Below are 21,994 nucleotides of genomic sequence, written 5' to 3'. Positions count from 1 at the left end.
AGCGTGTTGCAGTGAGCGTGTCGGTCGAGCAGAAGATCGCCGAAGAACTGGGCGTGCGCGAAGGACAGGTCAAGGCCGCCGTCGAGCTGCTCGACGGCGGGTCGACCGTGCCGTTCATCGCGCGTTACCGCAAGGAAGTCACCGGCATGCTCGACGACGCGCAGCTGCGCACGCTCGAGGAGCGGCTGCGCTACCTGCGGGAACTCGACGAGCGCCGGCTCGCCGTGCTGGAATCGATCCGCAGCCAGGGCAAGCTCGACGAGGCCCTGGAAGCTTCGATCCTCGCCGCGGACACGAAGTCGCGGCTGGAGGACATCTACCTCCCGTACAAGCCGAAGCGCCGGACCAAGGCGATGATCGCGCGCGAAGCGGGTCTCGAGCCGCTGGCCGACGGCCTGCTGAACGACCCCGGCACGGACCCGCAGGCCGCCGCGGCGGTGTTCGTCGACGCGGACAAGGGCGTCGCGGACACGCAGGCGGCCCTCGACGGCGCCCGCGCCATCCTCGTCGAGCGCTTCGCCGAGGACGCCGACCTCATCGGCGAGCTGCGCGAGAAGATGTGGGGCCAGGGGCACCTGGTGGCCAAGGTCCGGTCCGGCAAGGAGGAGGAAGGCGCCAAGTTCTCCGACTACTTCGACTTCTCCGAGCCGTACACCAAGCTCCCCTCGCACCGGATCCTCGCGATGCTGCGCGGCGAGAAGGAGGAGGTCCTCGACCTCACGATGTCGCCGGACGAGCCCACCGACGAGCCGCAGGTGGGGCCGACGGAGTACGAGCACCGCATCGCGGCGAAGTTCGGCATCACGCAGCAGGGGCGCCCGGCCGACAAGTGGCTCGGCGACACCGTGCGCTGGGCGTGGCGCACCAAGATCCTCCTGCACCTGGGCATCGACCTGCGGATGCGGCTGCGCCAGGCGGCCGAGGACGACGCCGTGCGCGTGTTCGCGGCCAACCTGCGCGACCTGCTGCTGGCCGCGCCGGCCGGCACCCGCGCGACCATGGGCCTCGACCCGGGCTTCCGGACCGGGGTCAAGGTGGCGGTCGTGGACGCGACCGGCAAGGTCGTCGACACCCACGTCATCTACCCGCACCAGCCGGCGAACAAGTGGGACCAGTCGATCGCGGAGCTGGCGGCGCTGTGCGCCCGGCACCGGGTCGAGCTGATCTCGATCGGCAACGGCACGGCGTCGCGCGAGACCGACAAGCTCGCCGTCGAGCTGATCAAGAAGCACCCCGAGCTGAAGCTGACCAAGGCCGTCGTGTCCGAAGCGGGCGCGTCGGTGTACTCGGCGTCGGCGTTCGCTTCGGCGGAACTGCCGAACATGGACGTCTCGCTGCGCGGCGCGGTCTCGATCGCGCGGCGGCTGCAGGACCCGCTGGCCGAGCTGGTGAAGATCGACCCGAAGTCGATCGGTGTCGGGCAGTACCAGCACGACCTGTCCGAGGTCTCGCTGTCGCGCTCGCTGGACGCGGTGGTCGAGGACTGCGTGAACGCGGTCGGCGTGGACGTCAACACCGCGTCCGCGCCCCTGCTGACCCGGGTCTCGGGCATCACGACGGGCCTGGCGGAGAACATCGTCTCCCACCGCGACACGAACGGGCCGTTCCGCTCCCGGACGGCGCTGAAGGAGGTCGCGCGGCTCGGCCCGAAGGCGTTCGAGCAGTGCGCGGGCTTCCTGCGGATCCCGGACGGCGACGACCCGCTCGACTCGTCGGCGGTGCACCCGGAGGCCTACCCGGTGGTCCGGCGCATCCTGTCGAAGACGGGCACGGACATCCGCTCGCTGATCGGCAACACGCGGACGCTGACGGCGCTTCGCCCGGCCGAGTTCGTGGACGAGACGTTCGGCCTCCCGACGGTGACGGACATCCTGGCGGAGCTCGACAAGCCGGGCCGCGACCCCCGCCCGGCGTTCAAGACGGCGACGTTCGCCGAAGGCGTGGACAAGCTCTCGGACCTGAAGCCGGGCATGCGCCTGGAGGGCGTGGTGACCAACGTGGCGGCGTTCGGCGCGTTCATCGACGTCGGCGTCCACCAGGACGGGCTGGCGCACGTTTCGGCGTTGTCGAAGAACTTCGTGAAGGACCCCCGCGAGGTCGTGAAGCCCGGGGACATCGTGAAGGTGAAGGTCCTCGAGGTCGATGTGCCGCGCAAGCGGATCTCGCTGACGCTGCGGCTGGACGACGAGCCGGGAGCGGCGACTTCGCGCGGCGGCGGCGAGCGCCGGGACCGCGGTCAGGGTGGCCAAGGCGGTCAGGGCGGCCAGGGCGGCCAGCGCCGCGGCGGCAGCGGTGGTGGCGGCGGTGGCGGCGACCGGCGCGGTGGTGGCGGCGGTGGCGGTGCCCGCGGCGGGAACGCGAGCGGCTCGATGGCCGACGCGCTTCGGCGGGCCGGATTCGGCAAGTAGGACGCGTTGTCCGTGAAGGCCACCCCGGCTCGCCGGGGTGGCCTTCGGCGTTCACGGCACCGTCAGCCGCACTGCATCCGTCAGCCGCACTGCACCGTCAGCCGCACTGCACCGTCAGCCGCACTGCATGGTGCACGCGCGCGGTCGAAACGGCCGGCCTCGAGGTCATCGGTACGGATGACCCAGTACAGCATTCCGACGTCGCCCCAGATCATGCCTGCCTTGTCGTCGGAGTCGATCTGGGCGAGCAGGACCCAGCGGGCCGCCTCCTCGGCCCGGCCCGGATCCTCGTAGTCCCCGAGCACCGCCGCGGCGATCTCGTTTTCCACCGCACCCTGGACGGGTGCGGCGAACCCGCCGACCTGGTGCTCCCGGCCCGGGCCCCGGGCCTGCGCGGCCAGCACGCCGAACACCTCGGAGCCCACGAACCCGCCGGGGAGTTCCACCATCTCGGCCGCTTCGTCGAGTGACTCCCCGCTCGCGACCTTCGTCTGGTCGAGCAGGTCGTGCTCCTGCTCCGGGACCGTAGGCACCACCTCGGCGGAGAGGTCGAGGGCCGGGTACGGGACGGGCCCTTCGGGCGCTGTCCGCTCGACGACCGGCACGCCCGCCGGGACGAACAGCACGCGGCTGCCCTCGACGTCCTTGAGCAGCGCGTTTTCGTCGGCGCCCCGGCGGAACCCGTCGAAGTAGAAGAACAGCAGCGTGCCCGCGCCGGGCAACGGGATGCTCGAGAACTCCCGTGGCAGCGCCGCGCAGTCCACCGCGGCCACGAAGTCGAGGGGCCCCCGCCCCGGCCATTCGGGCCACGCCACCTCCGCGGGCATCGCGGGCGCGCCGCCGATCCGGCCCACGCGCGGGCCCTCGCCGCCGGGCACCAGGCGGATGCCCGGGCGGCACAGCGCGGTCCACGCGGAAGCCGGCTCGGCGGGCAGCCACTCGTGGGCGAGGGTGCCGAGTCGATCTCTCCAAGACGTCACCGGGACATCGTGGCAGGGGGGACCGACAAAAAATCACGGGAGCGCGAAGAGCCCCACCGCGAACAGCACCACCGGAACCACCGCGGCCGCCGCGCTGATCAGCCACGTTCCCCCGCGCCACCCGACCGGCGACGCGTCCAGAACCAGCCGCCGCACCAAGGCCGCCTCCACCACCGCCGCCAGCAGGAACCCCAGCCCCACGCTGAAGATCGCCGCCGCGCCGACGAACAGCAGGCCCGACGTCGAGGCCGCGCCCAGCGGGGCCGCCACCTCCCAGCGCACCACGCCCGCGGCCGCCGCCAGCAGCGCCAGCAGCAGCACGAACGCCACCAGGAAGCCGATTCGCGCCGTCATCGGGTGGGGGCCGCGTGCGAACACCCAGAAACCCGCGTCGAGCCCCGCCACCACCACCGCCAGCACGACGAAACCCGCACGGAACGTCAGCACCTCGTCACTCTAGCGGGGCCGGGCGGAACCTCGCCTCCACACTGCCCAGCTCGCCGAAGTCCGCCACCACGTGGCCACCCGCGTGGATCGGGCACGGCGGGGTCGCCGTTCCCGTCGTCACGATCTCGCCCGCACGCAGGGCGCGGCCGTGGCGGGGCAGCTCCATCGCCAGCCAGTGCAGCGCCAGCCGCGGGTCGCCCAGCACCAGGCTGCCGCTGCCGCGCGCGAACTCCTCGCCGTCGGCGTGGAGGACCACCGGGCGGCGGGCCAGGTCGAGGTCGCGCCACCCCGGCACCGGACGGCCCTCGACGAACCGGCCCGCGCACGCCGCGTCGGCCAGCAGCTGCGGGCCGCCCGCGTGGCGGTGGTCGGTGTAGCGGCTGTCCGGCAGCTCGATCGCCAGGAACATCGTGTCGACCGCGTCGAGCACCGCGGCCAGCGACGGCGACAGGCCCGGGTCGGCCTTGAGCCGGAAGGCGAACTCGGGTTCGGCGACGCCCATCGTCATCGTGTCGGCCGGCACCGGTTCGCCCTCGACGTGGTGGAACCGCTCGAACACCGGGCCCGGCAGCGGCCGGGGGACGTCGAGGTACTGCCGGGCGTACACCGTGGTCGCGCCGATCTTCCAGCCGGACACCGGCCCGCCCAGTTCGGCGAGCACCGCCTGCGCCGCCATGCCTTCGGCGACATCGCGGGGGCGGGCGTCGTCCGGAAGCCCCTCCAGCCGCTTGCCGGTCAGCCACGCGTCCCAGATGAGTTCCGCCGCCCGCTCTCGCTTCACGTCCGCGATCTTGCCAACCGGAACACCGGGTGTCGATCGGCTTCCGCGGCGAAGGCCGCCGGCGAGCCGGTCAGCTTCGCGTCGAAGAACGGCGCTGTCACCGGGATCTTGCGGACGTACGCGCGCAGCACCGGGCCCGCCGTGGCGGCGTCGGCCTCCTCGACCTCCCAGGTCTCGCGCCGACGGCCGCGCCACAACCGGGCGACGGGTTCGGCACGCAGGTTGTGCACCCAGCCGACCTGCCCGTACGGCGACACGAGCCACCGGTCACCGGCCACTTCGAGGACGTTGACCGGCGTGGTCCGGTCGACGCCGCTCCGGCGCCCCCGCGTGGTCAGCAGGAAACCCGTGCTGCCGTTGACCGGGATCCCGCGCTCCAGCAGCGCCCCGATGACCACGTTGGCGGCTTTCCGCGTCACGCCCAGCCGGTACTTCCGCGCCATCACGGGTGCATGGCGTAGACGCCGGACAGCGCCCGCACCCGCGCCCAGACGTTCTCGAACCGCGCGGCGTCCACCACCGGCTTGCGCAGCGCGGCCAGCGCGATCGCCTGCTGGGCCCCGGTCGAGCTCGCCTTGCCGTTGAGGTCCACCGCCGCGACGCTGAAGTCCTGCACCAGCACCGCGAAGATCTGGTCGACGACCTCGTCGTCGAGGCCGGTGATCCGCGCCTGCTCCAGGATCAGCTGGCCGTACACGATCAGCGTGAACAGCTCGGTGAGCGCGAGCCCGAAGTCGAGGTCGGCCTGCTGCGCCTCGTCCGGCGCCGCCTCGGTGAGCAGCTTGACCAGGTAGCCGGCCTGCTCGGTGAACAGCGCGACGTTCGGGATGTGCGCGGCTTCGGCGTAGGCGGTCTTCCAGTCGTGGAACCGGACCTTCGACAGGCCGCGCGCCGGGCCCTGGCGGAAGAGGAACTCGTCGTCCGCGGCGTCGGTCCGGGTCGGCACCGGGGCGTATTCCTGCGGCGCGAAGAGGTAGTTCGGCATGAACTTCGCGATCAGCGCGAGGTTGACCGCCACCGTGCCTTCGAGCTTGGGCAGGCCGTCGATGTCGTTCTTCGACATCGCGAGGTAGGTGTCGGCCTCGAAGCCCTTGGCCGCGACGACGTCGGCGACCAGGCCGATCACCTTCTGCGCCTCGGTGGTCACCTTCATCTTGGTGATCGGGTTGAACAGCAGGTACCGGCGGTCGTCCGGGTTCGCGCTGCGGAAGTAGTCGACGGCGCGGTCGGAGAACAGCTTCATCGCGGTCAGCCGCGCGTAGGCCTCGACGAACTCGCGGCGGACGTGCGGGAAGTCCGTGACGGGCTTGCCGTAGAGGACGCGGTTGTGCGCGTGCGTGATGGCTTCGTACACCGAGTGCGTCGCCATGCCGATGCCGCCGAAGCAGAGGTTGAACTTGCCGATGTTGACGGTGTTCAGCGCGGCGCTGAAGGCCTCGGCGCCGACGTGGAGGATGTCGTCGGCGTGCACCGGGTAGTCCTCGAGCCGGAATTCGGCGACGTACATCTGCGACGGCACGACGTTCTTCACGACGTGGTAGTTCGGGTGCTCGGAGTCGGCGTAGAAGAAGACGTACTGGTCAGGGCCCTCGACGCCGTCGATGCGGCCGAAGACCGACACCGTGCGCGCGCAGTTGCCGTTGCCGATGTAGTACTTCGAGCCGGTCGCGCGGTAGCCGTCACCGTCGCGCGTGAGCACCATGTCGGAGGAGTAGATGTCGGCGCCGTGGTCCTTTTCGGACAGTCCGAACGCGCCGACGCCGCCGGCGTCCAGCGCGTCCGCCGCGCGCTTGCGGGCGGCGTCGTTGCCGCTCTGCCACACCGGGCCGAGGCCGAGGATCGTGACCTGCCACGGGTACCAGTAGTTCAGGCCGTAGAACCCGAGGATCTCCGACAGCGCGGCGACGCGGCTGGTGTCCCAGCGCTTGTCCGGGTTCCCGCCGGCGCTCGCGGCCGGGGTCAGGAAGGTCGAGAACAGGCCTTCCTTGCCCGCGAACTCGATGAAGTCGGCGTAGAAGGTGCGGTTGTGGTAGTCCTCGGTCAGTTTCGCCTTGCCGCGCTGCTCGAACCAGTCGATGGTGGCGCGCAGCAGGCGCCGCGTCTCGGCGTCGAAGTGCGCCGGGTCGTAGTCCCGCGGGTTCAGCAGCATGGTGGGGCCTCCTCGATTACCGACCGGTAACTTAGCAAGGCCACGCGACTGCGGGCAATCTCACTGGGGGTACGTCACTCTCTACCGCTACACTGATCATGCGGGCCGCTCAGTTCTGCCTCGGCCCGCTGCTGTTGTCGACTACCACGCGCCGCGGCCGCACAACTCGGTCTGCGCCGGGCAGGACAACCCTTCTCACATTATGGAGACCAGGGCGCTTCCACGCCCGCATGCACTTATGAGCACTTTCGCTGAACTCGGCTTGCCCACCCCGCTCGTGGCCGCGCTGGCCACCCAGGGCGTCACCGAGCCGTTCCCCATCCAGGCGGCGACCCTGCCGCACACCCTCGCCGGACGTGACGTCCTCGGCCGCGGCCGCACCGGCTCCGGCAAGACCTACGGCTTCGTGCTGCCCGTGCTGGCCCGCCTCGCCGCGGGCCCGACGCGGCGCAAGCCGGGCCGTCCCCGTGCGCTGATCCTGGCGCCGACGCGCGAGCTCGCGACGCAGATCGAGGCGTCGATCCTGCCGCTGGCGAAGCCGCTGGGCCTGAAGACGACGACCATCTTCGGCGGCGTCAGCGCGAACCCGCAGATCACCCGGCTGCGCGACGGCATCGACATCGTCGTCGCCTGCCCCGGCCGGCTCGCCGACCACATGCGTTCGGGCCACGTGAAGCTCGACGCCATCGAGATCACCGTGCTGGACGAGGCCGACCACATGGCCGACCTGGGCTTCCTGCCCGAGGTGCGGCGGATCATGGACCAGACGCCGTCGCGCGGGCAGCGGATGCTGTTCTCCGCGACCCTGGACAACGGCGTCGACGTGCTGGTCAAGCGCTTCATGAACGACCCGATCACGCACAGCGTCGACTCGGCGCAGTCGCCGGTGTCGACGATGGACCACCACGTGCTGCACCTGGAGGAGACCCACCGGCTGCCGGTGCTGGTCGACCTCACCGCGGCGCCGGGCCGCACGCTGGTGTTCACGCGGACGAAGAGCCGCGCGAAGGCGCTGACGCGCAAGCTGGTGGCGTCGGGCGTCCCGGCGGTGGAGCTGCACGGCAACCTGGGCCAGAACGCCCGCACGCGCAACCTCGAGGCGTTCTCGTCCGGATCGGCCCGCACCCTGGTGGCGACGGACATCGCGGCGCGCGGCATCCACGTCGACGACGTCCGGCTGGTCATCCACGCGGACCCGCCGGTGGAGCACAAGGCGTACCTGCACCGCTCGGGCCGCACGGCACGCGCCGGCGCGTCGGGCACGGTGGTGACGTTGATGACGGACGCCCAGGTCCGCGACGTCCGCGACCTGACCCGCAAGGCGGGCATCAAGCCGACGACGACCCAGCTGGGCCCGGGCCACCCGCTGCTGGCCGAGCTGGCCCCGGGCGAGCGAACGTTCTCGAAGGCCCCGGCGGTGGACAGCCGCCCGAAGAAGGTCTCGGCGACGGGAGCTGCCCCGGGCGGCGGCCGTGGCCGGCGAAGCGCAGCCCCGAAGGAGAACCGCGGCGGTCAGCGCTCCCGCGCGGCCGGCCAGGAGCAGCGTTCGGGCGGCTCTTCGCGCCGTTCGGAAGGCGCAGCGGCCTCGGGCGGCGCCCGCCGGTCGGGCGCACCGGCATCGGGTGGTTCGCGACGGACGGGCGGCCAGGCCGCCTCGGGCCGCTCCGGCAGCCCGGCCGCTCCGGCTGCCTCGGGCGGCGGCGTTCGCCGCTCGGGTTCGGGCGGTGCGGCAGCGTTCTCGTCCGGCACTCGCGCGGGCGCGCGCCGCTCGCGCTGATCTCGCGCTGATTTGCCCCGGGCCCCGGCATTCTTTGCCGGGGCCCCGGGCGTCTCTGCCTTCTCCGGCAGGATTCCGGCAAAGGTGACGTCGTCGGTGGCGGTTCGGCGGAGTCGCGGCCCTCGCCGCCGGCTGGAACGACCGCCACCACTTCTACAGCGACGAAGTCAGCCCGCGAGCCCGCAGCACCGCACGCTCCAGCGGGCGGAACACCAGCAGCTCGATCCCCACGCCGACCAGCAGGATCAGGAAGATCGCCGCGATCACCGTCTCCATGCTGTTGAACGACGATCCCTGGTTCAGGTACGCGCCTAGACCGATGCCGAGCTGCGGGGACAGCGCGATCAGCTCCGCCGCCATCAACGAGCGCCACGAGAACGCCCAGCCCTGCTTCAACCCGGCGAGGAAGCCCGGCAGCGCCGCCGGCAACAGGATGTGGCGGGCCGACGACAACCGGTTCGCGCCCATCACCTGGCCGACGCGCGGGAGGATCGGGGGGATCTGGTCGATGCCGGACACCAGGCCGTTCGCGATCGAGGGCACCGAGCCGAGCAGCACCACGAAGTAGATCGCCGCGTCGTTGATCCCGAACCACAGGATCGCCGCCGGGACCCAGGCCACCGACGGGAGGCTCTGCAGCCCCGTCAGCAGCGGGCCGATCGCCGCCCGCACCACACGGACCTTCGCCACGACCAGGCCGAGCGGCGTTCCGATGAGCACGCCGGCGAGGAAGCCAAGTGCCGCCCGGTGCACCGACGTCCAGACGAAGCCGAACACCTGGCCGTCGACGACGATGCCCCAGAACTCGTTCCACACCGAGAGCGGCGAGGGCAGCTGCGACTCCGGCCAGAAGGCGGCGGCCCAGAGGATCTGCCAGACGACGACCAGCAGCACGACTGCGCCCACCGGCGGCAGGAAGCCCCAGGCGAACCGTTTCCAGAAGCTCGGGCGGCGTTCGCCGACGGGGGCGTCGAGCGAGTCCAATCCGGCGCCGACCGCGTCCAGGTCGGCCTCCGCGGACCGGTCAAGCTGCGGCATGGGTGCTGATCACCTCACGCAGGTGCCCGGTGATTTCCTCGGTCAGTTCCGCGGCGTCGGCCAGCGGCACGTCCGCCCACTCGCGCACGACCCGGCCGGGCCGCGACGACAGCAGCACCACGCGCTGGCCGAGCCGGACCGCCTCGCGCACGTCGTGCGTCACGAACAGCACGGACGTGCCCGTGCTGCGGTAGACGCGCAGCAGCTCGCCCTGCAGGACGTCGCGGGTGATGGCGTCGAGCGCGGCGAACGGCTCGTCCATCAGCAGGAGCGACTGCTCCGGGTCGCCGCCGACGCGCAGTGTCGCGGCCAGGGCGCGGGCCAGCGCGACGCGCTGCCGCATCCCGCCGGACAGCTCGTGCGGCCGCTTGCCGCCCGCGCCGTTCAGCCGGACCAGGTCCAGCAGCTCGGCGGCCTTTTCGCGGCGCTCGGTCCGGCCGAACCCGGCCAGCCGCAGCGGCAGTTCGACGTTGCGGGCCGCGGTCAGCCACGGCATCAGCGCCGCCTCCTGGAACATCACCGCCGGCCGGGAGGTGTTCAGCGTGATCTCGCCCGCGGAGGGCGCGTCCAGGCCGGCGACCAGGTTCAGCAGCGTGCTCTTGCCGCAGCCGGACGCGCCGAGCAGGCAGACGAACTCGCCGGGCGCGACCGTCAGGTCCACGCCGTCGAGCGCGACGACCGCGCGGCCGGCGGTGCCGAACGTCTTGCGCACGCCGTCGAGACGCACCGCGGTCGCGCCGGTGAAACTGCTGCGGCCGGTCGGGAGGGTCGTGGTCATCGCTGGCCTCTCCGGATCACTCTCTTTTTTCGGGGTCCCGGGGAGCGGAACCCCCGGGTTTCACTTGGTCAGTTCGGGAGCGTCGACGGCGGGCAGGTTCCCGGCCTTCAGCACCTCGTTCAGCGGGCCGAAGTCCGCGAAACCCTTCAGCGCCACCGCCGACTTGACCACGCCGGCCGTCACCGAGTCCTGCGCGAGCTGCGGGAATTCGGCGGCGACGGGGTCGGTGGTCAGCTCGATGCCGGAGAAGGCGCGGTCCAGGACCGCCGCGCTCAGGGTACTGCCGGCCAGCTCCTTGAGCGCGCCGTTGACCACGGTCTTGGCGTCCGCGGGGTTGGCCTTGGCCCAGTCGATGGCGGCGAGCTCGCCCTTGAGCAGCGCGCGGACGGTGTCGGGGTGCTGCTGCAGGAACTCGCTGCGCACGATGACGACGGTGGACGGGAAGCGGCCCCCCGGCCACAGCGTCTTCTCGTCGACCAGCACCTTCGCGCCGGCGTCGAGGACCAGCCGGGACGCCCACGGCTCGGGCAGCCAGCCGCCGTCGACCTCGCCCTTCTTGAACGCGTCGAACGTCTTCGGGTTGTCGAGGTTGGTGATCTTGACCTGGTCGGTCAGCTGCTTCTCGGCGAGGAACTTCTTGAGCGCGACGTCCTGGGTGTTGGCCAGCTGCGGCGTCGCGATGTTCTTGCCCTTGAGCCCCTCGACGCCGGTGATGTCGGGCTTGACGACCAGCTGCGCGCCGCCCGAGACGGCGCCGGAGACCAGCTGGATGGCACCCCTGGACTTGGTGAAGGCGTTGATCGCCGGGCCGGAGCCGATGAAGGCGATGTCGAGGGAGCCGCCGAGCAGGGCGTTGACCTCGTCCGGGCCGGCGTTGAAGGTCTGCGTGGTGAGCTTGGTCGCGCCGAGCTCGTTCTTGAAGAAGTCCTTCTTGACGCCGATCAGCGCCGGCGCGTGGGTCACGTTCGGGAAGAACCCGACCCGGACCTCGCCGGCGGCCCCCTGGTTCGCGACCGGGGCGGCGCTGCTGTCCGCGCGCGAACAGCCCGCAAGCACGCCCACGACGGTCAGGGCGGCCAGCGCCGAGGCCAGGGTTCTCCGAGGGGTGCGCACGTCAGCATCGCCTTTCGTCGGTGTTCGGGCGAGGTTCGCACGGTCACCCACTCAGGCGCATAGCCATCCGCATCCCGGGAATCCTGGTGAGATTTCTTGACATCGGCGGCCGCGACGCTTAAGGCCCGGGAGAAAGTCACCGGCGTGGGCAACCGCTCGCGTCACCCGGACGTGGTACAGGGTGGACCAGGAATTCGGGAGGAAGACATGACGAGCAGGGGCCAGGGAGCCGCCGGCGTCCGCGTGGCGCTGGTCGTGTTGTTCATCGGGCTGGGCCAGGCGTCCTTCGAGTGGCTCAGGTCACTGGGGATGGACGCGGTGACGAGCCTGGTGGTGTGGGCGATCCCGGTCGTCACGGCCGCGACGGTGACGCTGGTGCTCTGGGTGGCGTCCGACCGGGCGTTCACGCTGCGCAACTGGCTGCCGGTGGCGATTTCCATCCCGGTGTACCTGGGCGGGGCATTCGGCCTGGCAACGGGCACGGCCAGCCTGGTGGCATCGATCATCAGCGGCATCGGGCTCGGAGTGGCGGCGGTGGTCATCAGCGGCCTGATCCGCTCACGGCGACGGGTCGAGGCTGGTCAGTAGGGGTTCGGCAGAGTTGTCCACAGGGGGGTGGGGGTGTGGACAACTCGGCCTTGGGGAGGGCTTTTCCGGGTTTTCGCCGGGGGTGGCCGATACGATGGACCTGGGACGCCCCCCTGGGAGTGGCGGGGGCTGCTTGAGGGGCGGGGGCTGCTCCCAACCCCCGCCGATCAGTGGCGCAGGAGGAGTGACACGTCGCCGAACTCGTGCCACAGGTACCGGTGCTCCACCGCTGCGTCGTACGCCTTCTGGACCACCTCCGCCCCCGCCACCGCTTCGAGCAGGAGCAAGTGGGATGCCTCCGGGGCGTGCAGGCCCGTGATGATCCCGTCGACCACCCGCGCCGGGCGGTCCGGGCCCAGGACCAGGTTCGTCCAGCCCTCGGCCGCACGAAGGTCGCCGAGGTCGCCGAAGTCGCCGCCCGGCACTGCCGACTCCAGCGCCCTGGCCGCCGTGGTGCCGACCGCTATCACCCGGCCTCCGCGTGACCGGACCCACGAGACCAACGCCGCCGTTGCCGGGGGGACGCGGAAGCGCTCCGCCTGGGGTGGCTCCGCCGCCTCCGGGGATGACACTCCCGTGTGCAGCAGGAGCGGGGCGAACAGCACGCCGTCCGTTACCAGGCCGGTCACAAGCTCCGGGGTGAACGGCCGGGCCGCCGAGGGCATCTCCGCGCTGCCCTGCTCGCGGGCGAACACCGTCTGGTAATCCGCGAGCGGCCACGCCCGCGGGACGTACCCGTAGCGGATCGGACGGCCCGCCGCCGCGAGCAACGGCGGTACCTCCACCGATACCGCCGCCCGCCACAGGCGGGACGTGTCCGGGGACGCCGGGGCCAGCAGCGTCAGCGACGCGTCGCCGGCCAGCGAAAGGTGCTCCCCCGGACGGCCGTCCAGCAGGGGGCCGCCCGGCGCGCGCAGCTCCACGATCCACGAACCGTCGTCGAGGGAGGTCGCGAAGTGGACCACGATCGGGCGGCCCGCTCGCCGGGCGTCGATCGCCGCCGGGAGGGTTCCGGACGTGTTGACGACCAGGAGGTCCCCCGGCCGCAGGTACTCGCCGAGTGACGTGAACACCGTGTGGTGGACGCCGGACGGGCCGGCCACCAGCAGGCGGACCCCGTCGCGGGACAGGCCGCGGGACTCCGGGGGTGCCGACGCCGACAGGTCCGGCGGCAGGTCGAAGCGGATGTTCATGCCGTCACCAGAAGATCGGCCGCGCGGTAGCGGCCGCTCGGCGGACGCTCGTCGAGCAGTCTGAGGAACGCCGGGACCGCGGACGACGGCAGCGGCCGGTCCGAGATGTCCTCGCCCGGGAACGCGCGCTGGTGCATGGCCGTGCGCAGGTCGCCCGGGTCGACCGCGTACACGGACAGGGCCGGGTGTTCCGCGCCCAGGACGGCGGTCAGCTGATCGAGCGCCGCCTTCGCGGAGCCGTAACCACCCCAGCCTTCGTACGCCTCGACGGCGGCGTCGGAGCTGACGTCGATGACGACGCCGCGCGCCGCGGTCAACGCGGGCAACAGAAGCTGCGTCAGCGCCAGTGGCGCGAAGACGTTGACGCGGTAGACCTCTTCCAGGTCCGCCAACGGATAGCGCGCCAGCGGCGGCAGCGGGCTGACGCCGAGCGCACTGGCGTTGTTGACGAGCAGGTCGAGCGAAGGGCAGGCCTCGGCCAACGAGGCACGGTGGGCCGGGTCGGTGACGTCGCCGGGGACGGCCGTGAAGCCTTCTTCTCGAGCGGCCGAACCGAGGGCGGCCGCGTCGCGGCCGTCGCCGATGACCGTCCACTTGCGACGTACCAGGGCGGCGGCGAGCGCGCGGCCCAGCCCGGCGGAAGCGCCGGTGACGAGTGCGGTGGGCATGGTTCCTCCTTCGAGGGGTACCCCACCATCGTGAAACCTCTACATTACTCGAGGTCAACCGGAGTGCGGCCGCGGAGGAGGAAATACGCTGCCGGCGAAACGACGAGGCCGACGTAGTACGCGAGGTCCGCGCCGTGCAGGGCCGCCGCGACCGGTCCGGTGTAGAGGGACGTGTTCATGAACGGCACCGCGGCACCGAACCCTGCCACGAACGCCACCACCGCCGCCCAGGGGCGCACGGGCACCGACGTCAGGACGTCCACGCGCCGGCCGCCGCGGGTGCGGACGAGCCAGTCCGGCACCACCACGCCGAGGAACGGCGGAATCCAGTACGAGACGAACAGCAGCACGTTCTCGAACTTCGTGGACAGGTCGCCGCTGTGCATCCAGAGGATCAGCGCGAACGCGAGCACGGTGACGACCACCGCCGACACCGGGCGCCGCAGCCGGACACCGACGGTCTGCAGCGCCAGCGAGCCGCTGTAGTCGTTCATCGCGTTCGACGACACCGCCGCCAGCGCGATCACGGCCAGCGCCAGCGCACCCAGAAACCCGCCGCCGAGCAGCTGCGCGATCCCCGATGCCGTGTGGTCGCCCAGCGACGACCCGAGAGCGAGCCCGAGACCTTCGCCGATCGCGTACGAGCCGACGAGGCCGAGCAGCGTCGCCCAGAAGATGCTGCGGGACGACGTCGAAGCGGGCAGGTACCGGCTGAAGTCCGACGCGTAGGGCGCCCAGGAGATCGCCAGCGACAACGTGATCGTCGTGAACAGGACGACGCCACCCGCCAGGTCCGCGCCGGACGCGGTGTCGGCGACGGCGATCGGGTGCCCGGCAACGACCTTCACGGCGAGCGCGGCGAACGCGAGCACCAGCAGCACGCTCATCACCGCCTGCACGCGGTGGATCAGCGCGTAGCCGAACACGCCGAGCGCGCACTGCAGCACGAGCACGATCAGCACCGCCGCCCAGAACGGCAGCCCGGTCAGCTCGGACAGGGCCTCGCCGCCGAACAGGCCGACCAGTGCGTCCCAGGCGATCGAGCCGAGCCACTGCACCAGGCCGGGCAGCACGACGCCGCCGCCGAACGGCAGCCGGGCGAGCGGCAGCTGGCCGGTGCCGGTGCGCGGGCCCCACGTCGACAGGTACGCCACCGGCAGCGAACCGAGCACGGTGCCGGCGAGCATCGCGGCCAGCCCCGTCCAGAAGCCGAGGCCGAGCGACGCCGCCAGGGTGCCGGTGAACACCGCCGTCATCGTCAGGTTCGGTGCGAACCACACGCTGAACAGCCGCCACGGGTGCCCGAACCGGTTGCCCTCCGGCACCGGCGCGATGCCGTGGGTTTCGATCGCCAGGTCCCGGCCGCCGGCCGGCATCCGCCCGCCGAAGACCTCGGCGTCCAGACCGCGTCCGCTCATGTCCTGCCTCCCGTCACGATCACCCTAAAGCGCAGCCGCGTGGTGTAACGCGACGGCCCGAACGGACGAATCACGGTTAGCCGTTGCCGGACTGCTCCACGCCACGGCCAGGACCCACCGGGAGGGTCGCGAAGTGCAGCACCCGCGGACTTTGGCGATGACCGGCCTGCTGGCCGCCGGGTCTGCGCTCGGCGTCGTCGCGCTGACGCTCAAAGCCGGCGAAGGCACCCACACGGCGCTCGACACCGCGCTCAGCACCACGACCGGGTACCTCTTCCTGCTCGCGGGTGCGGTCGCGCACGTGCGGCGCCCGGCCAACCCGATCGGGGTGCTCATCGCCCTCGCCGGCGTCGCCCTGTTCCTGGAAGACCTGCAGTTCACGCGGAACCCGGTGCTGTACACGGTCGCCGTGCCGCTGCGGGCCGCGTCCAGCCCGGTGATCGCGCACCTGGTGCTCGCCTTCCCGCACGGGCGGCTCCGCTCGCGGTGGGAGCGGCTGCTGGTGGCCGCGGCCTACCTGGTGGTGCTCGGCTCGGGCGTGGTCGGGCTGCTGTTCGGCGACGACCCGCGCGACCTGCTGGCGCTCTCGCCGGGCTCGGGCGGCGGCGCGTTCGCCGACCGCGCACTGGAGCTGGCCGCGACGGCGATCAGCGCGGGTGTGGTCGTCGTGCTGCTCTACCGCTGGCTGACCGGGCGGCTGCCGCAGCGGCGGCTGCTGTCGCCGGTGGTGGTCATCGCCCTGGCCGGTGCGCTGACCTCGGGGACGGGCACGGCGCTCGGCGACGCGCACCCGCTGTCGGGCCCGCTGCTGCAGGCGTACCGGATCCTGTTCTGCCTGTGGCCGCTGGCCTTCCTGGCCGGGGTGCTGCGGGCCAGGGTCGGCAACGCCGAGATGATCCGGCTGCTGCTGGAACGCGACGGCACCGGGCTGGCCGCGCTCGTGCAGGACGACGAGGTGTGGAAGGACAGCCGGTCGATCGACGCGCTCAACGCGGCCGCCGGGCTGGTGCTGGACAACCAGCGGCTCACCGCCGAGCTGGAGCAGCGACTGGCCGAGGTGCGCGCGTCGCGGGCGCGGCTGGTCGCGGCCGGGGACGAGGAACGCCGACGGCTCGAGCGCGACCTGCACGACGGCGCCCAGCAGCGGCTGGTCAGCGTCGTGCTGCTGCTGCGGATGGCCGGTCGCCGGTCCGGGGCCGAACTGCCGCCGGAGATCCGCGCGCTGCTCACCGGCGCGGTCGACGAGCTGCAGACGGCGATCACCGAGCTGCGCGAGCTGGCCCGCGGCATCCGCCCGGCGATCCTCACCGAAGCGGGCCTGGTCGCGGCGGTCCGGTCGCTGGCCGACCGCATCCCGATGGAGGTGGCGCTGACCGTCGGCACGGTGCCGCGCCTCGACGCGGCGGTGGAGGCGACGGCCTACTTCGTGACGTCGGAGGCGCTGACGAACGCGTTGAAGCACGCCCGGACCGACCGCGCCGACGTCCGGATCGAGGTGACGGGCGCCGAGCTGCGGGTGGCCGTGACGGACGCGGGCGTCGGCGGCGCGGACGTCGAGGGCGGCACCGGCCTGGCCGGGCTGCGCGACCGGGTGCAGGCCCTCGGCGGGGAACTCGACGTCGCCAGCGGCGCCGGCGGCACCACCGTCACCGCGGTCATCCCCCTGGCGGACCCTGGGGGCACTTTCACGTGAAAGTGCCCCCTCGCCGGGCCGGCGAGGGGGCACTCCGGCAAGCACCGACTAGACGAGCAGCAGGAACAGCAGCCCGTTGGGCGTGCCGAGGCCGGTCACGTCGTCGTAGCCGGGGGTGGTGTGGATGGTCAGGCCCGGGTAGTCCAGCGTGCGGACCGAGCGGAGCAGGCCGTCCGTGGCGTCGACCGAGTTCGCGTAGTCCACGCGGGCCACCGCGGCGTCCACGTGCGTCACGTCGCTGATCGCCGCGGTGCGGGAGGTCAGCTTGTAGAGCACGGGGTTGATGAAGCCGTGGTGGAAGTGGTCGAAGCTGTCGGCCACCGCCATGATGCCGGCGAACACCGGCGACGCGAGGCTCGTGCCGCCGATCCGGTACTGGTCGTAGTAGGCGCCGTCCGGGAAGGTCTGCGTCTGGCCGACCAGGAAGCCGGTGTTCGGGTCGCCGACCGCGGAGATGTCCGGGACGACCCGGCCCTTCTTCTGGCCGGTCTGGTTCTTCGTCGCCAGCGCGTCCGGCACGACGCCCTTCTGGTAGAAGGGCTGCTCGAACAGCCGGCTCGTGCCACCGCCGGAACCGCCGGTGTAGGCCGCGGGGCCGTAGACGCCGCCGGTCAGCGACGACTTGCTGGTCTCCCAGCCGGTCTCGAAGATCTTCTTGCCGTCCTTGCCGATGGCGATGGACGTGCCGCCGACCGCGGTGATCCACGGCGCCGAAGCGGAGAAGTCCGGCGACGGCGTGCCGAGGCGGGCGACCTCGTCACCGTTGTCGCCCGAGGAGAAGTAGACGCCGATGCCCTCGAGGACCGCCTGCAGCGAGATCTGGTTGAACACCTTGACCTCGTCGGCCGGGATGTCCTCGCCGGCGTCGCCGTAGGAGTTCGACACGATGTCGGCCCGGTGGCCGGCGACGATGTAGTTCAGCGCGGTGTCGAGCGAGTTGTCCTGGCAGTCGGACCCGCCGACGTAGAGGATGTTCGCGCCCGGCGCCATGCCGTGGGCGGCCTCGACGTCGAGGGTCTCCTCGCCGTACCAGCCCGCCGCGTCGCACTGGTCCGGCGGCTCCATGCCGGGGTTCACCGGGAAGACGTGCTGCGAGAACTGGCTTTGCTTCAGCGGGTGCGCCGGGTCGTTGCGGCGCGCGTACTCGCTGGCGTCGGCGTAGATGGTCGGCGAGGCGAAGGCGTCCACGATGGCGATCGTGGTGCCCTTGCCGTCCGCGCCGGCCTTGTCGATGCCGTAGGCCGACCGCAGCTGCGCCGGGGTGTAGCCGCAGGGTGCGTACGGCGGCTGCTTGCCGTCGTAGGCGGGATCGGTGGTGTCGGTCTTCTCGCCGTAGTAGGCGCTGCACGGCGGCGCGTTGCGGAACCCGTCGCCGGGCGCGACGTCGGAGGGCGTGCCGGAGCCGGTCGCGTGGTCCGGCACGAACAGGTTGGTCGCCTGGTCGACACCGACGACGCCGAGCACGTCGCCGGCCAGGTTCGCGGGCACCGAAAGGTTCTTGTCGGCGGCGCGCAGCGTCTGGCCCTTGACCCGGTACTTGGCGAGGTCGACGGCGAACGCCTGTTCCGTCTGGGCGGCGGTGCCGGTGACTTCGACGTAGGCGCGGTTGGACGGGATCTCGCCGATGCTGAAGCCGTTGCCGGTCAGCCACGCCTTGACGGCGCCGACGGTCGCGTCACCGGCCGCGAAGCGGTCGCGCACCTGGCCGGGGCTCAGGAACTGGCGGTAGGTCCTGCTGTCCGGATCGGACACGGCCTGGGCCAGCGCCTCGGCACCGGCGTTGTCGCGCTGGTTCAGGTAAACCCGGAAGCTCAGCTTCGCGGCGGGCGCCGTGTCGGCGACCTTCGCCTGCGCGTTCGCCCACAACGGGTGCGACTGCGGGATGTCCTGACGTCCCTGCGCGGACGCCGTCGCCGGCAGGGCGCCGGTCAGGCCACCCACCACCGCGAGCGAAAGGAGCAGGGTGGAGCTTCTTCGCACAGAAATCTCCCTCTTCGAAACGGCCCCCGGAAATCGGGCCTCGGCACACCGGGGTGAGACTAAGCCGGTGTTCCACTCGCGGGGAAGTGCTTGCGGAACCGTTATCTCGCCAGGAATTTGCGGGCCGTGAACCGTGGTACGGAAATCCGATTTGTCGCGGCGAAAACGCGACGAATGGCGTTCGATACGCATTAAGTCCGTTTTGTGGCGGTGCGGCAAAGGGGCGCGCACCACCTACTAAAGTCGGTCGCTCCGTCCACTCGGAACAGTCCGGCGGTGACCGCACTTCGGCCGTCACGCCCGTGCGGCGAGCCGCCGATCCACCTCCGCCGGGGCGAACACCGCGTCGACCACCATCGCCACCGCGCCGCCGACCGCCATTCCTTCGCCGCGGCCGCCGATTTCCACGCGCAGGTGCTGCGTCGCCCGCGGCAGTGCCCGCCGGTACAGCACCTCACGGACCCCCGCCACGAAGTGCGGCTCGGCGAGGTCGCCGGCGATCACCACCACACCCGGGTTGACCACGCAGACCAGCGTCGCCAGCACCTCCCCCACCTGGCGGCCGGCCACTTCGGCGAGCCGGACGGCGGCCGGCTCCCCCGCCGTGATGCGGTCGCGGACGCCCGAGCCCGACGTCGTCGGCAGGCCCAGCTCCGTCAGCTTCGCGGCCAGCGCGCCGCCGCCGGCGACGGCCGCGAGGCAGCCGTGCGAACCGCACAGGCAGCGGGCCTCCGGGTGCTCCGGGAGCCGGATGTGGCCGATGTCGCCCGCGCCGCCGTCGATCCCGCGGTACACCTCGCCGCCGAGCACCAGCCCCGCGCCGATTCCGGTCGACACCTTGACCACGACCAGGGCCGCCGAATCCGGGTGGCGGGCGCGGTGCTCGCCCAGAGCCATCAGGTTCGCGTCGTTGTCGACCAGCACCGGGGCGCCGAAGCGCCCGCCGAGGTGGGCGTCGATCGGGTAGCCGTCCCAGCCCGGCATGATCGGCGGCTGGGTGACCCGGGCGCGGCCGGGCTCCACCGGCCCCGGCACCGAAACGCCGACGCCGCACACCGGCCGTCCCGCCTCGGTACGCAGCGTCTCGAACCACTCCGCGATCCGGTCGAGGACGGGTTCCGGGCCGTCGGCGACCCGCAGCGGGCCCGCGCGGCGGGCCAGGACCCGCCCCGCCAGGTCGGTGACGGCCGCCTCGGCGTGCGTGGTGTCGATGCTCGCGGCGAGGACGACCGCGTGCCGGTCGTCGAACCGCAGGTACCGCGCCGGGCGGCCGCCGGTCGAGTCCTCCTGGCCGCCCTCGGCGAGCAGGCCCGCCGCCTGGAGCTGGTCCAGGCGCGCGGTCAGCGTCGAGCGCGACAGCCCGCTGCGTTCCAGGAGGGCCTTCCGCGTGCTCGCGCGCCCGGTCCGGACCAGCTGCAGCAGCTCGCCCGCACTGGTCGGCGTGGTCATCGCGCGGTTCCTTTCGCACTTTTGTCCATTGACAAGACACAAGTCGGAGATAGATTGGACATATGAACGTAACACGGGAGCGGGCCGCGGCTGTCCTCGCGGGCAACTGGCTCGGCGCGTCCACCGTGCCCTCGCGGGGGCTCTACCCGCACCAGTGGAGCTGGGACTCCGCCTTCATCGCCTTCGGCCTGCGCCGGCTGCACCCCGGGCACGCCCGGCGCGAGCTGCGGACGCTCTTCGCCGCGCAGTGGCCCGACGGCCGCGTCCCGCACATCGTGTTCGACCCGCAGACACCGGCCGAGGCGTACTTCCCCGGGCCGTCCTTCTGGCACGCCGGGCGGACGTCGGGCCTGGTCCAGCCGCCGGTCCACGCCCGCGCCGCGCTCGCGGTGCACGAAGCCGAGCCCGACCGGGAGTTCCTCGCCGCGCTGTACCCGCAGCTGGTGGCCTGGCACGACTACCTGCGCACCCACCGCAACGCGGGCGGGCGCGGGCTGGTGGCGATCGTGCACCCGTGGGAGTCGGGCATGGACAACAGCCCCGCCTGGGACGAGCCCCTCGCCCGCGTCTCGCCCGCCACCGGGTTCGTCCGCCGCGACCTGACGCACGGCGAGGCGGGCGACCGGCCCAGCGACGACGACTACGGCCGGTACGTCCGGCTCGCCGCCGACTACCGGGACAGCGGCTACCGGGCCATGGGCGCCTTCGCCGTGGAAGACCCGGGCTTCAACGCCCTGCTGGCCGACGCCGAACTGGCGCTGGCCGAAATCGCCGACGAGCTCGGCCTGCCGTCGGCGGGCCACCGCGAGACCGCGGCCCGGGTCGAGAAGGCGTTGCAGGAGACGTTGTGGGACAGCGCCGCCGGCTTCTTCTTCGCCCGCGACGTCCACACCGGCTCGCTGATCCGCGAGCACACGTGCGCCGGCCTGCTGCCGCTGGTGCTGCCGGACCTGGCGGTCGCGCCCGCTCTGCTGACGACCGCGACCGGCCCGCGCTTCCGGCTCGGCCGGGTGCACGGCGTGCCGAGCTACGACCTCACCGCACCGGGCTTCGACCCCGGCCGCTACTGGCGCGGGCCGTCGTGGTTCAACGTCGGCTGGCTGGTCCGCCAGGGCCTGGTGCGCCACGGCGAACACGCCCTCGCCGCCCGGTTGCGCGACGACCTCGTCGAGACGGCCGCACAGACCGGCTTCGCCGAGTACCTCGACCCGCTGACCGGCGCCGGCCACGGCACCCGCTCGTTCAGCTGGACGGCGGCCCTGACCGTGGACCTGCTGTCCGAGGGGAGCTGACGGGCCGTCCAGCCGCGTCGGGGGCGGCTGGACGGCCCGCCCGTCCCAGCTGGTTGATCCCGGGCTGCCGTCGCCCGCCGACTGTCCACTGTGTCCACTCGCGGACGCGGTGGCACGAGCGGAACGTCGAGATCGCCGCTCCGGGGACCCGCGCCACCCCCAGCCGGGGCGCGGGTCCCCCGCGATCGGAGGTCCCTGTGTCCATTCAGGATTCTCGGAGTCTACCTTCGCCCGGCCCGCCG

Annotated in this window: 18 protein-coding genes; 5 read left to right on the top strand and 13 right to left on the bottom strand. The window is 72.3% G+C overall.

Annotation, left to right across the window (positions count from 1 at the left end):
• The first annotated feature begins 11 nt into the window (after nucleotides 1-11).
• Nucleotides 12-2,408, top strand: coding sequence for a Tex family protein (locus ACLJQE_RS25120; RefSeq protein WP_410641803.1), 2,397 nt, complete (start codon nucleotides 12-14; stop codon nucleotides 2,406-2,408).
• 80 nt (nucleotides 2,409-2,488) lie between these two features.
• Here the strand turns inward: ACLJQE_RS25120 and ACLJQE_RS25115 are convergent, their stop codons facing one another.
• Genes ACLJQE_RS25115 through ACLJQE_RS25095 form a run of 5 tightly spaced genes read right to left on the bottom strand, consistent with a single transcriptional unit; the run spans nucleotide 2,489 to nucleotide 6,765 of the window.
• Nucleotides 2,489-3,388 (bottom strand): YwqG family protein, encoded by a 900-nt coding sequence (locus tag ACLJQE_RS25115; protein WP_410641802.1) that lies wholly within the window; start codon nucleotides 3,386-3,388, stop codon nucleotides 2,489-2,491.
• Nucleotides 3,389-3,421: 33 nt separating this feature from the next.
• Nucleotides 3,422-3,835 (bottom strand): hypothetical protein, encoded by a 414-nt coding sequence (locus ACLJQE_RS25110; protein ID WP_410641801.1) that lies wholly within the window; start codon nucleotides 3,833-3,835, stop codon nucleotides 3,422-3,424.
• 4 nt (nucleotides 3,836-3,839) lie between these two features.
• Entirely contained in the window at nucleotides 3,840-4,616 is a 777-nt protein-coding gene (locus ACLJQE_RS25105) for a 2-keto-4-pentenoate hydratase (RefSeq protein WP_410641800.1), read from the bottom strand.
• A complete protein-coding gene (locus ACLJQE_RS25100; RefSeq protein WP_410641799.1) occupies nucleotides 4,613-5,059 on the bottom strand; it encodes a nitroreductase family deazaflavin-dependent oxidoreductase in 447 nt (148 codons plus the stop codon). Before ACLJQE_RS25100 ends, ACLJQE_RS25105 begins: the two co-directional genes overlap by 4 nt.
• Nucleotides 5,059-6,765: an acyl-CoA dehydrogenase gene (locus tag ACLJQE_RS25095; RefSeq protein WP_410641798.1), complete on the bottom strand. Its 1,707-nt coding sequence runs from the start codon at nucleotides 6,763-6,765 to the stop codon at nucleotides 5,059-5,061. The genes ACLJQE_RS25100 and ACLJQE_RS25095 overlap by 1 nt, the downstream gene beginning before the upstream one ends.
• Before the next feature lie 238 nt (nucleotides 6,766-7,003).
• Here ACLJQE_RS25095 and ACLJQE_RS25090 point away from each other — a divergent pair, with 238 nt between their 5' ends.
• Nucleotides 7,004-8,542: a DEAD/DEAH box helicase gene (locus tag ACLJQE_RS25090; protein ID WP_410641797.1), complete on the top strand. Its 1,539-nt coding sequence runs from the start codon at nucleotides 7,004-7,006 to the stop codon at nucleotides 8,540-8,542.
• A 153-nt stretch (nucleotides 8,543-8,695) separates the two neighbouring features.
• On the opposite strand, the gene ACLJQE_RS25085 is transcribed toward ACLJQE_RS25090, so the two are convergent.
• From ACLJQE_RS25085 to ACLJQE_RS25075, 3 genes are read right to left on the bottom strand one after another with little or no spacing between them, the layout of a single operon-like run.
• A complete protein-coding gene (locus ACLJQE_RS25085; RefSeq protein ID WP_410641796.1) occupies nucleotides 8,696-9,580 on the bottom strand; it encodes an ABC transporter permease in 885 nt (294 codons plus the stop codon).
• The gene (locus ACLJQE_RS25080) at nucleotides 9,567-10,358 is read right to left on the bottom strand and encodes an ABC transporter ATP-binding protein (RefSeq protein ID WP_410641795.1); all 792 of its coding nucleotides are present in this window, start codon (nucleotides 10,356-10,358) and stop codon (nucleotides 9,567-9,569) included. The genes ACLJQE_RS25085 and ACLJQE_RS25080 overlap by 14 nt, the downstream gene beginning before the upstream one ends.
• 60 nt (nucleotides 10,359-10,418) lie before the next feature.
• Nucleotides 10,419-11,471 (bottom strand): ABC transporter substrate-binding protein, encoded by a 1,053-nt coding sequence (locus ACLJQE_RS25075; RefSeq protein ID WP_410641794.1) that lies wholly within the window; start codon nucleotides 11,469-11,471, stop codon nucleotides 10,419-10,421.
• 207 nt (nucleotides 11,472-11,678) lie between these two features.
• Here ACLJQE_RS25075 and ACLJQE_RS25070 point away from each other — a divergent pair, with 207 nt between their 5' ends.
• Nucleotides 11,679-12,059, top strand: coding sequence for a hypothetical protein (locus ACLJQE_RS25070; protein ID WP_410641793.1), 381 nt, complete (start codon nucleotides 11,679-11,681; stop codon nucleotides 12,057-12,059).
• Nucleotides 12,060-12,226: 167 nt separating this feature from the next.
• Here ACLJQE_RS25070 and ACLJQE_RS25065 read toward each other — a convergent pair whose 3' ends face one another.
• From ACLJQE_RS25065 to ACLJQE_RS25055, 3 genes are read right to left on the bottom strand one after another with little or no spacing between them, the layout of a single operon-like run.
• The gene (locus ACLJQE_RS25065; protein ID WP_410641792.1) at nucleotides 12,227-13,252 is read right to left on the bottom strand and encodes an S-adenosylmethionine:tRNA ribosyltransferase-isomerase; all 1,026 of its coding nucleotides are present in this window, start codon (nucleotides 13,250-13,252) and stop codon (nucleotides 12,227-12,229) included.
• Nucleotides 13,249-13,920 (bottom strand): SDR family NAD(P)-dependent oxidoreductase, encoded by a 672-nt coding sequence (locus tag ACLJQE_RS25060; RefSeq protein WP_410641791.1) that lies wholly within the window; start codon nucleotides 13,918-13,920, stop codon nucleotides 13,249-13,251. The genes ACLJQE_RS25065 and ACLJQE_RS25060 overlap by 4 nt, the downstream gene beginning before the upstream one ends.
• A 44-nt stretch (nucleotides 13,921-13,964) precedes the next feature.
• Complete coding sequence (locus tag ACLJQE_RS25055; RefSeq protein WP_410641790.1) at nucleotides 13,965-15,338, bottom strand: purine-cytosine permease family protein; 1,374 nt, start codon at nucleotides 15,336-15,338, stop codon at nucleotides 13,965-13,967.
• Nucleotides 15,339-15,471: 133 nt separating this feature from the next.
• Between ACLJQE_RS25055 and ACLJQE_RS25050 the strand changes: the two genes are divergently transcribed.
• Nucleotides 15,472-17,031 (top strand): sensor histidine kinase, encoded by a 1,560-nt coding sequence (locus ACLJQE_RS25050; protein WP_410641789.1) that lies wholly within the window; start codon nucleotides 15,472-15,474, stop codon nucleotides 17,029-17,031.
• A 48-nt stretch (nucleotides 17,032-17,079) separates the two neighbouring features.
• Here ACLJQE_RS25050 and ACLJQE_RS25045 read toward each other — a convergent pair whose 3' ends face one another.
• The gene (locus ACLJQE_RS25045) at nucleotides 17,080-19,011 is read right to left on the bottom strand and encodes a protease pro-enzyme activation domain-containing protein (RefSeq protein ID WP_410641788.1); all 1,932 of its coding nucleotides are present in this window, start codon (nucleotides 19,009-19,011) and stop codon (nucleotides 17,080-17,082) included.
• A 294-nt stretch (nucleotides 19,012-19,305) separates the two neighbouring features.
• Nucleotides 19,306-20,460, bottom strand: coding sequence for an ROK family protein (locus ACLJQE_RS25040; RefSeq protein ID WP_410641787.1), 1,155 nt, complete (start codon nucleotides 20,458-20,460; stop codon nucleotides 19,306-19,308).
• Between the two features lie 62 nt (nucleotides 20,461-20,522).
• Here ACLJQE_RS25040 and ACLJQE_RS25035 point away from each other — a divergent pair, with 62 nt between their 5' ends.
• Nucleotides 20,523-21,752 (top strand): amylo-alpha-1,6-glucosidase, encoded by a 1,230-nt coding sequence (locus ACLJQE_RS25035; protein WP_410641786.1) that lies wholly within the window; start codon nucleotides 20,523-20,525, stop codon nucleotides 21,750-21,752.
• Nucleotides 21,753-21,994: the final 242 nt, after the last annotated feature.

Source organism: Amycolatopsis sp. lyj-346 (assembly GCF_046548975.1).
In the GTDB taxonomy this organism is placed as follows: domain Bacteria; phylum Actinomycetota; class Actinomycetes; order Mycobacteriales; family Pseudonocardiaceae; genus Amycolatopsis.
This window is presented reverse-complemented; position numbering and strand designations above follow the sequence as displayed.

What these genes read in the sequence shown, in the direction of transcription:
- ACLJQE_RS25100 (WP_410641799.1), bottom strand. Translation starts at nt 5,059, where the DNA reads ATGGCGCGGAAGTACCGGCTGGGCGTGACGCGGAAAGCCGCCAACGTG.
- ACLJQE_RS25095 (WP_410641798.1), bottom strand. Translation starts at nt 6,765, where the DNA reads ATGCTGCTGAACCCGCGGGACTACGACCCGGCGCACTTCGACGCCGAG.
- ACLJQE_RS25090 (WP_410641797.1), top strand. Translation starts at nt 7,004, where the DNA reads ATGAGCACTTTCGCTGAACTCGGCTTGCCCACCCCGCTCGTGGCCGCG.
- ACLJQE_RS25085 (WP_410641796.1), bottom strand. Translation starts at nt 9,580, where the DNA reads ATGCCGCAGCTTGACCGGTCCGCGGAGGCCGACCTGGACGCGGTCGGC.
- ACLJQE_RS25080 (WP_410641795.1), bottom strand. Translation starts at nt 10,358, where the DNA reads ATGACCACGACCCTCCCGACCGGCCGCAGCAGTTTCACCGGCGCGACC.
- ACLJQE_RS25070 (WP_410641793.1), top strand. Translation starts at nt 11,679, where the DNA reads ATGACGAGCAGGGGCCAGGGAGCCGCCGGCGTCCGCGTGGCGCTGGTC.
- ACLJQE_RS25065 (WP_410641792.1), bottom strand. Translation starts at nt 13,252, where the DNA reads ATGAACATCCGCTTCGACCTGCCGCCGGACCTGTCGGCGTCGGCACCC.
- ACLJQE_RS25060 (WP_410641791.1), bottom strand. Translation starts at nt 13,920, where the DNA reads ATGCCCACCGCACTCGTCACCGGCGCTTCCGCCGGGCTGGGCCGCGCG.
- ACLJQE_RS25055 (WP_410641790.1), bottom strand. Translation starts at nt 15,338, where the DNA reads ATGAGCGGACGCGGTCTGGACGCCGAGGTCTTCGGCGGGCGGATGCCG.
- ACLJQE_RS25040 (WP_410641787.1), bottom strand. Translation starts at nt 20,460, where the DNA reads ATGACCACGCCGACCAGTGCGGGCGAGCTGCTGCAGCTGGTCCGGACC.
- ACLJQE_RS25035 (WP_410641786.1), top strand. Translation starts at nt 20,523, where the DNA reads ATGAACGTAACACGGGAGCGGGCCGCGGCTGTCCTCGCGGGCAACTGG.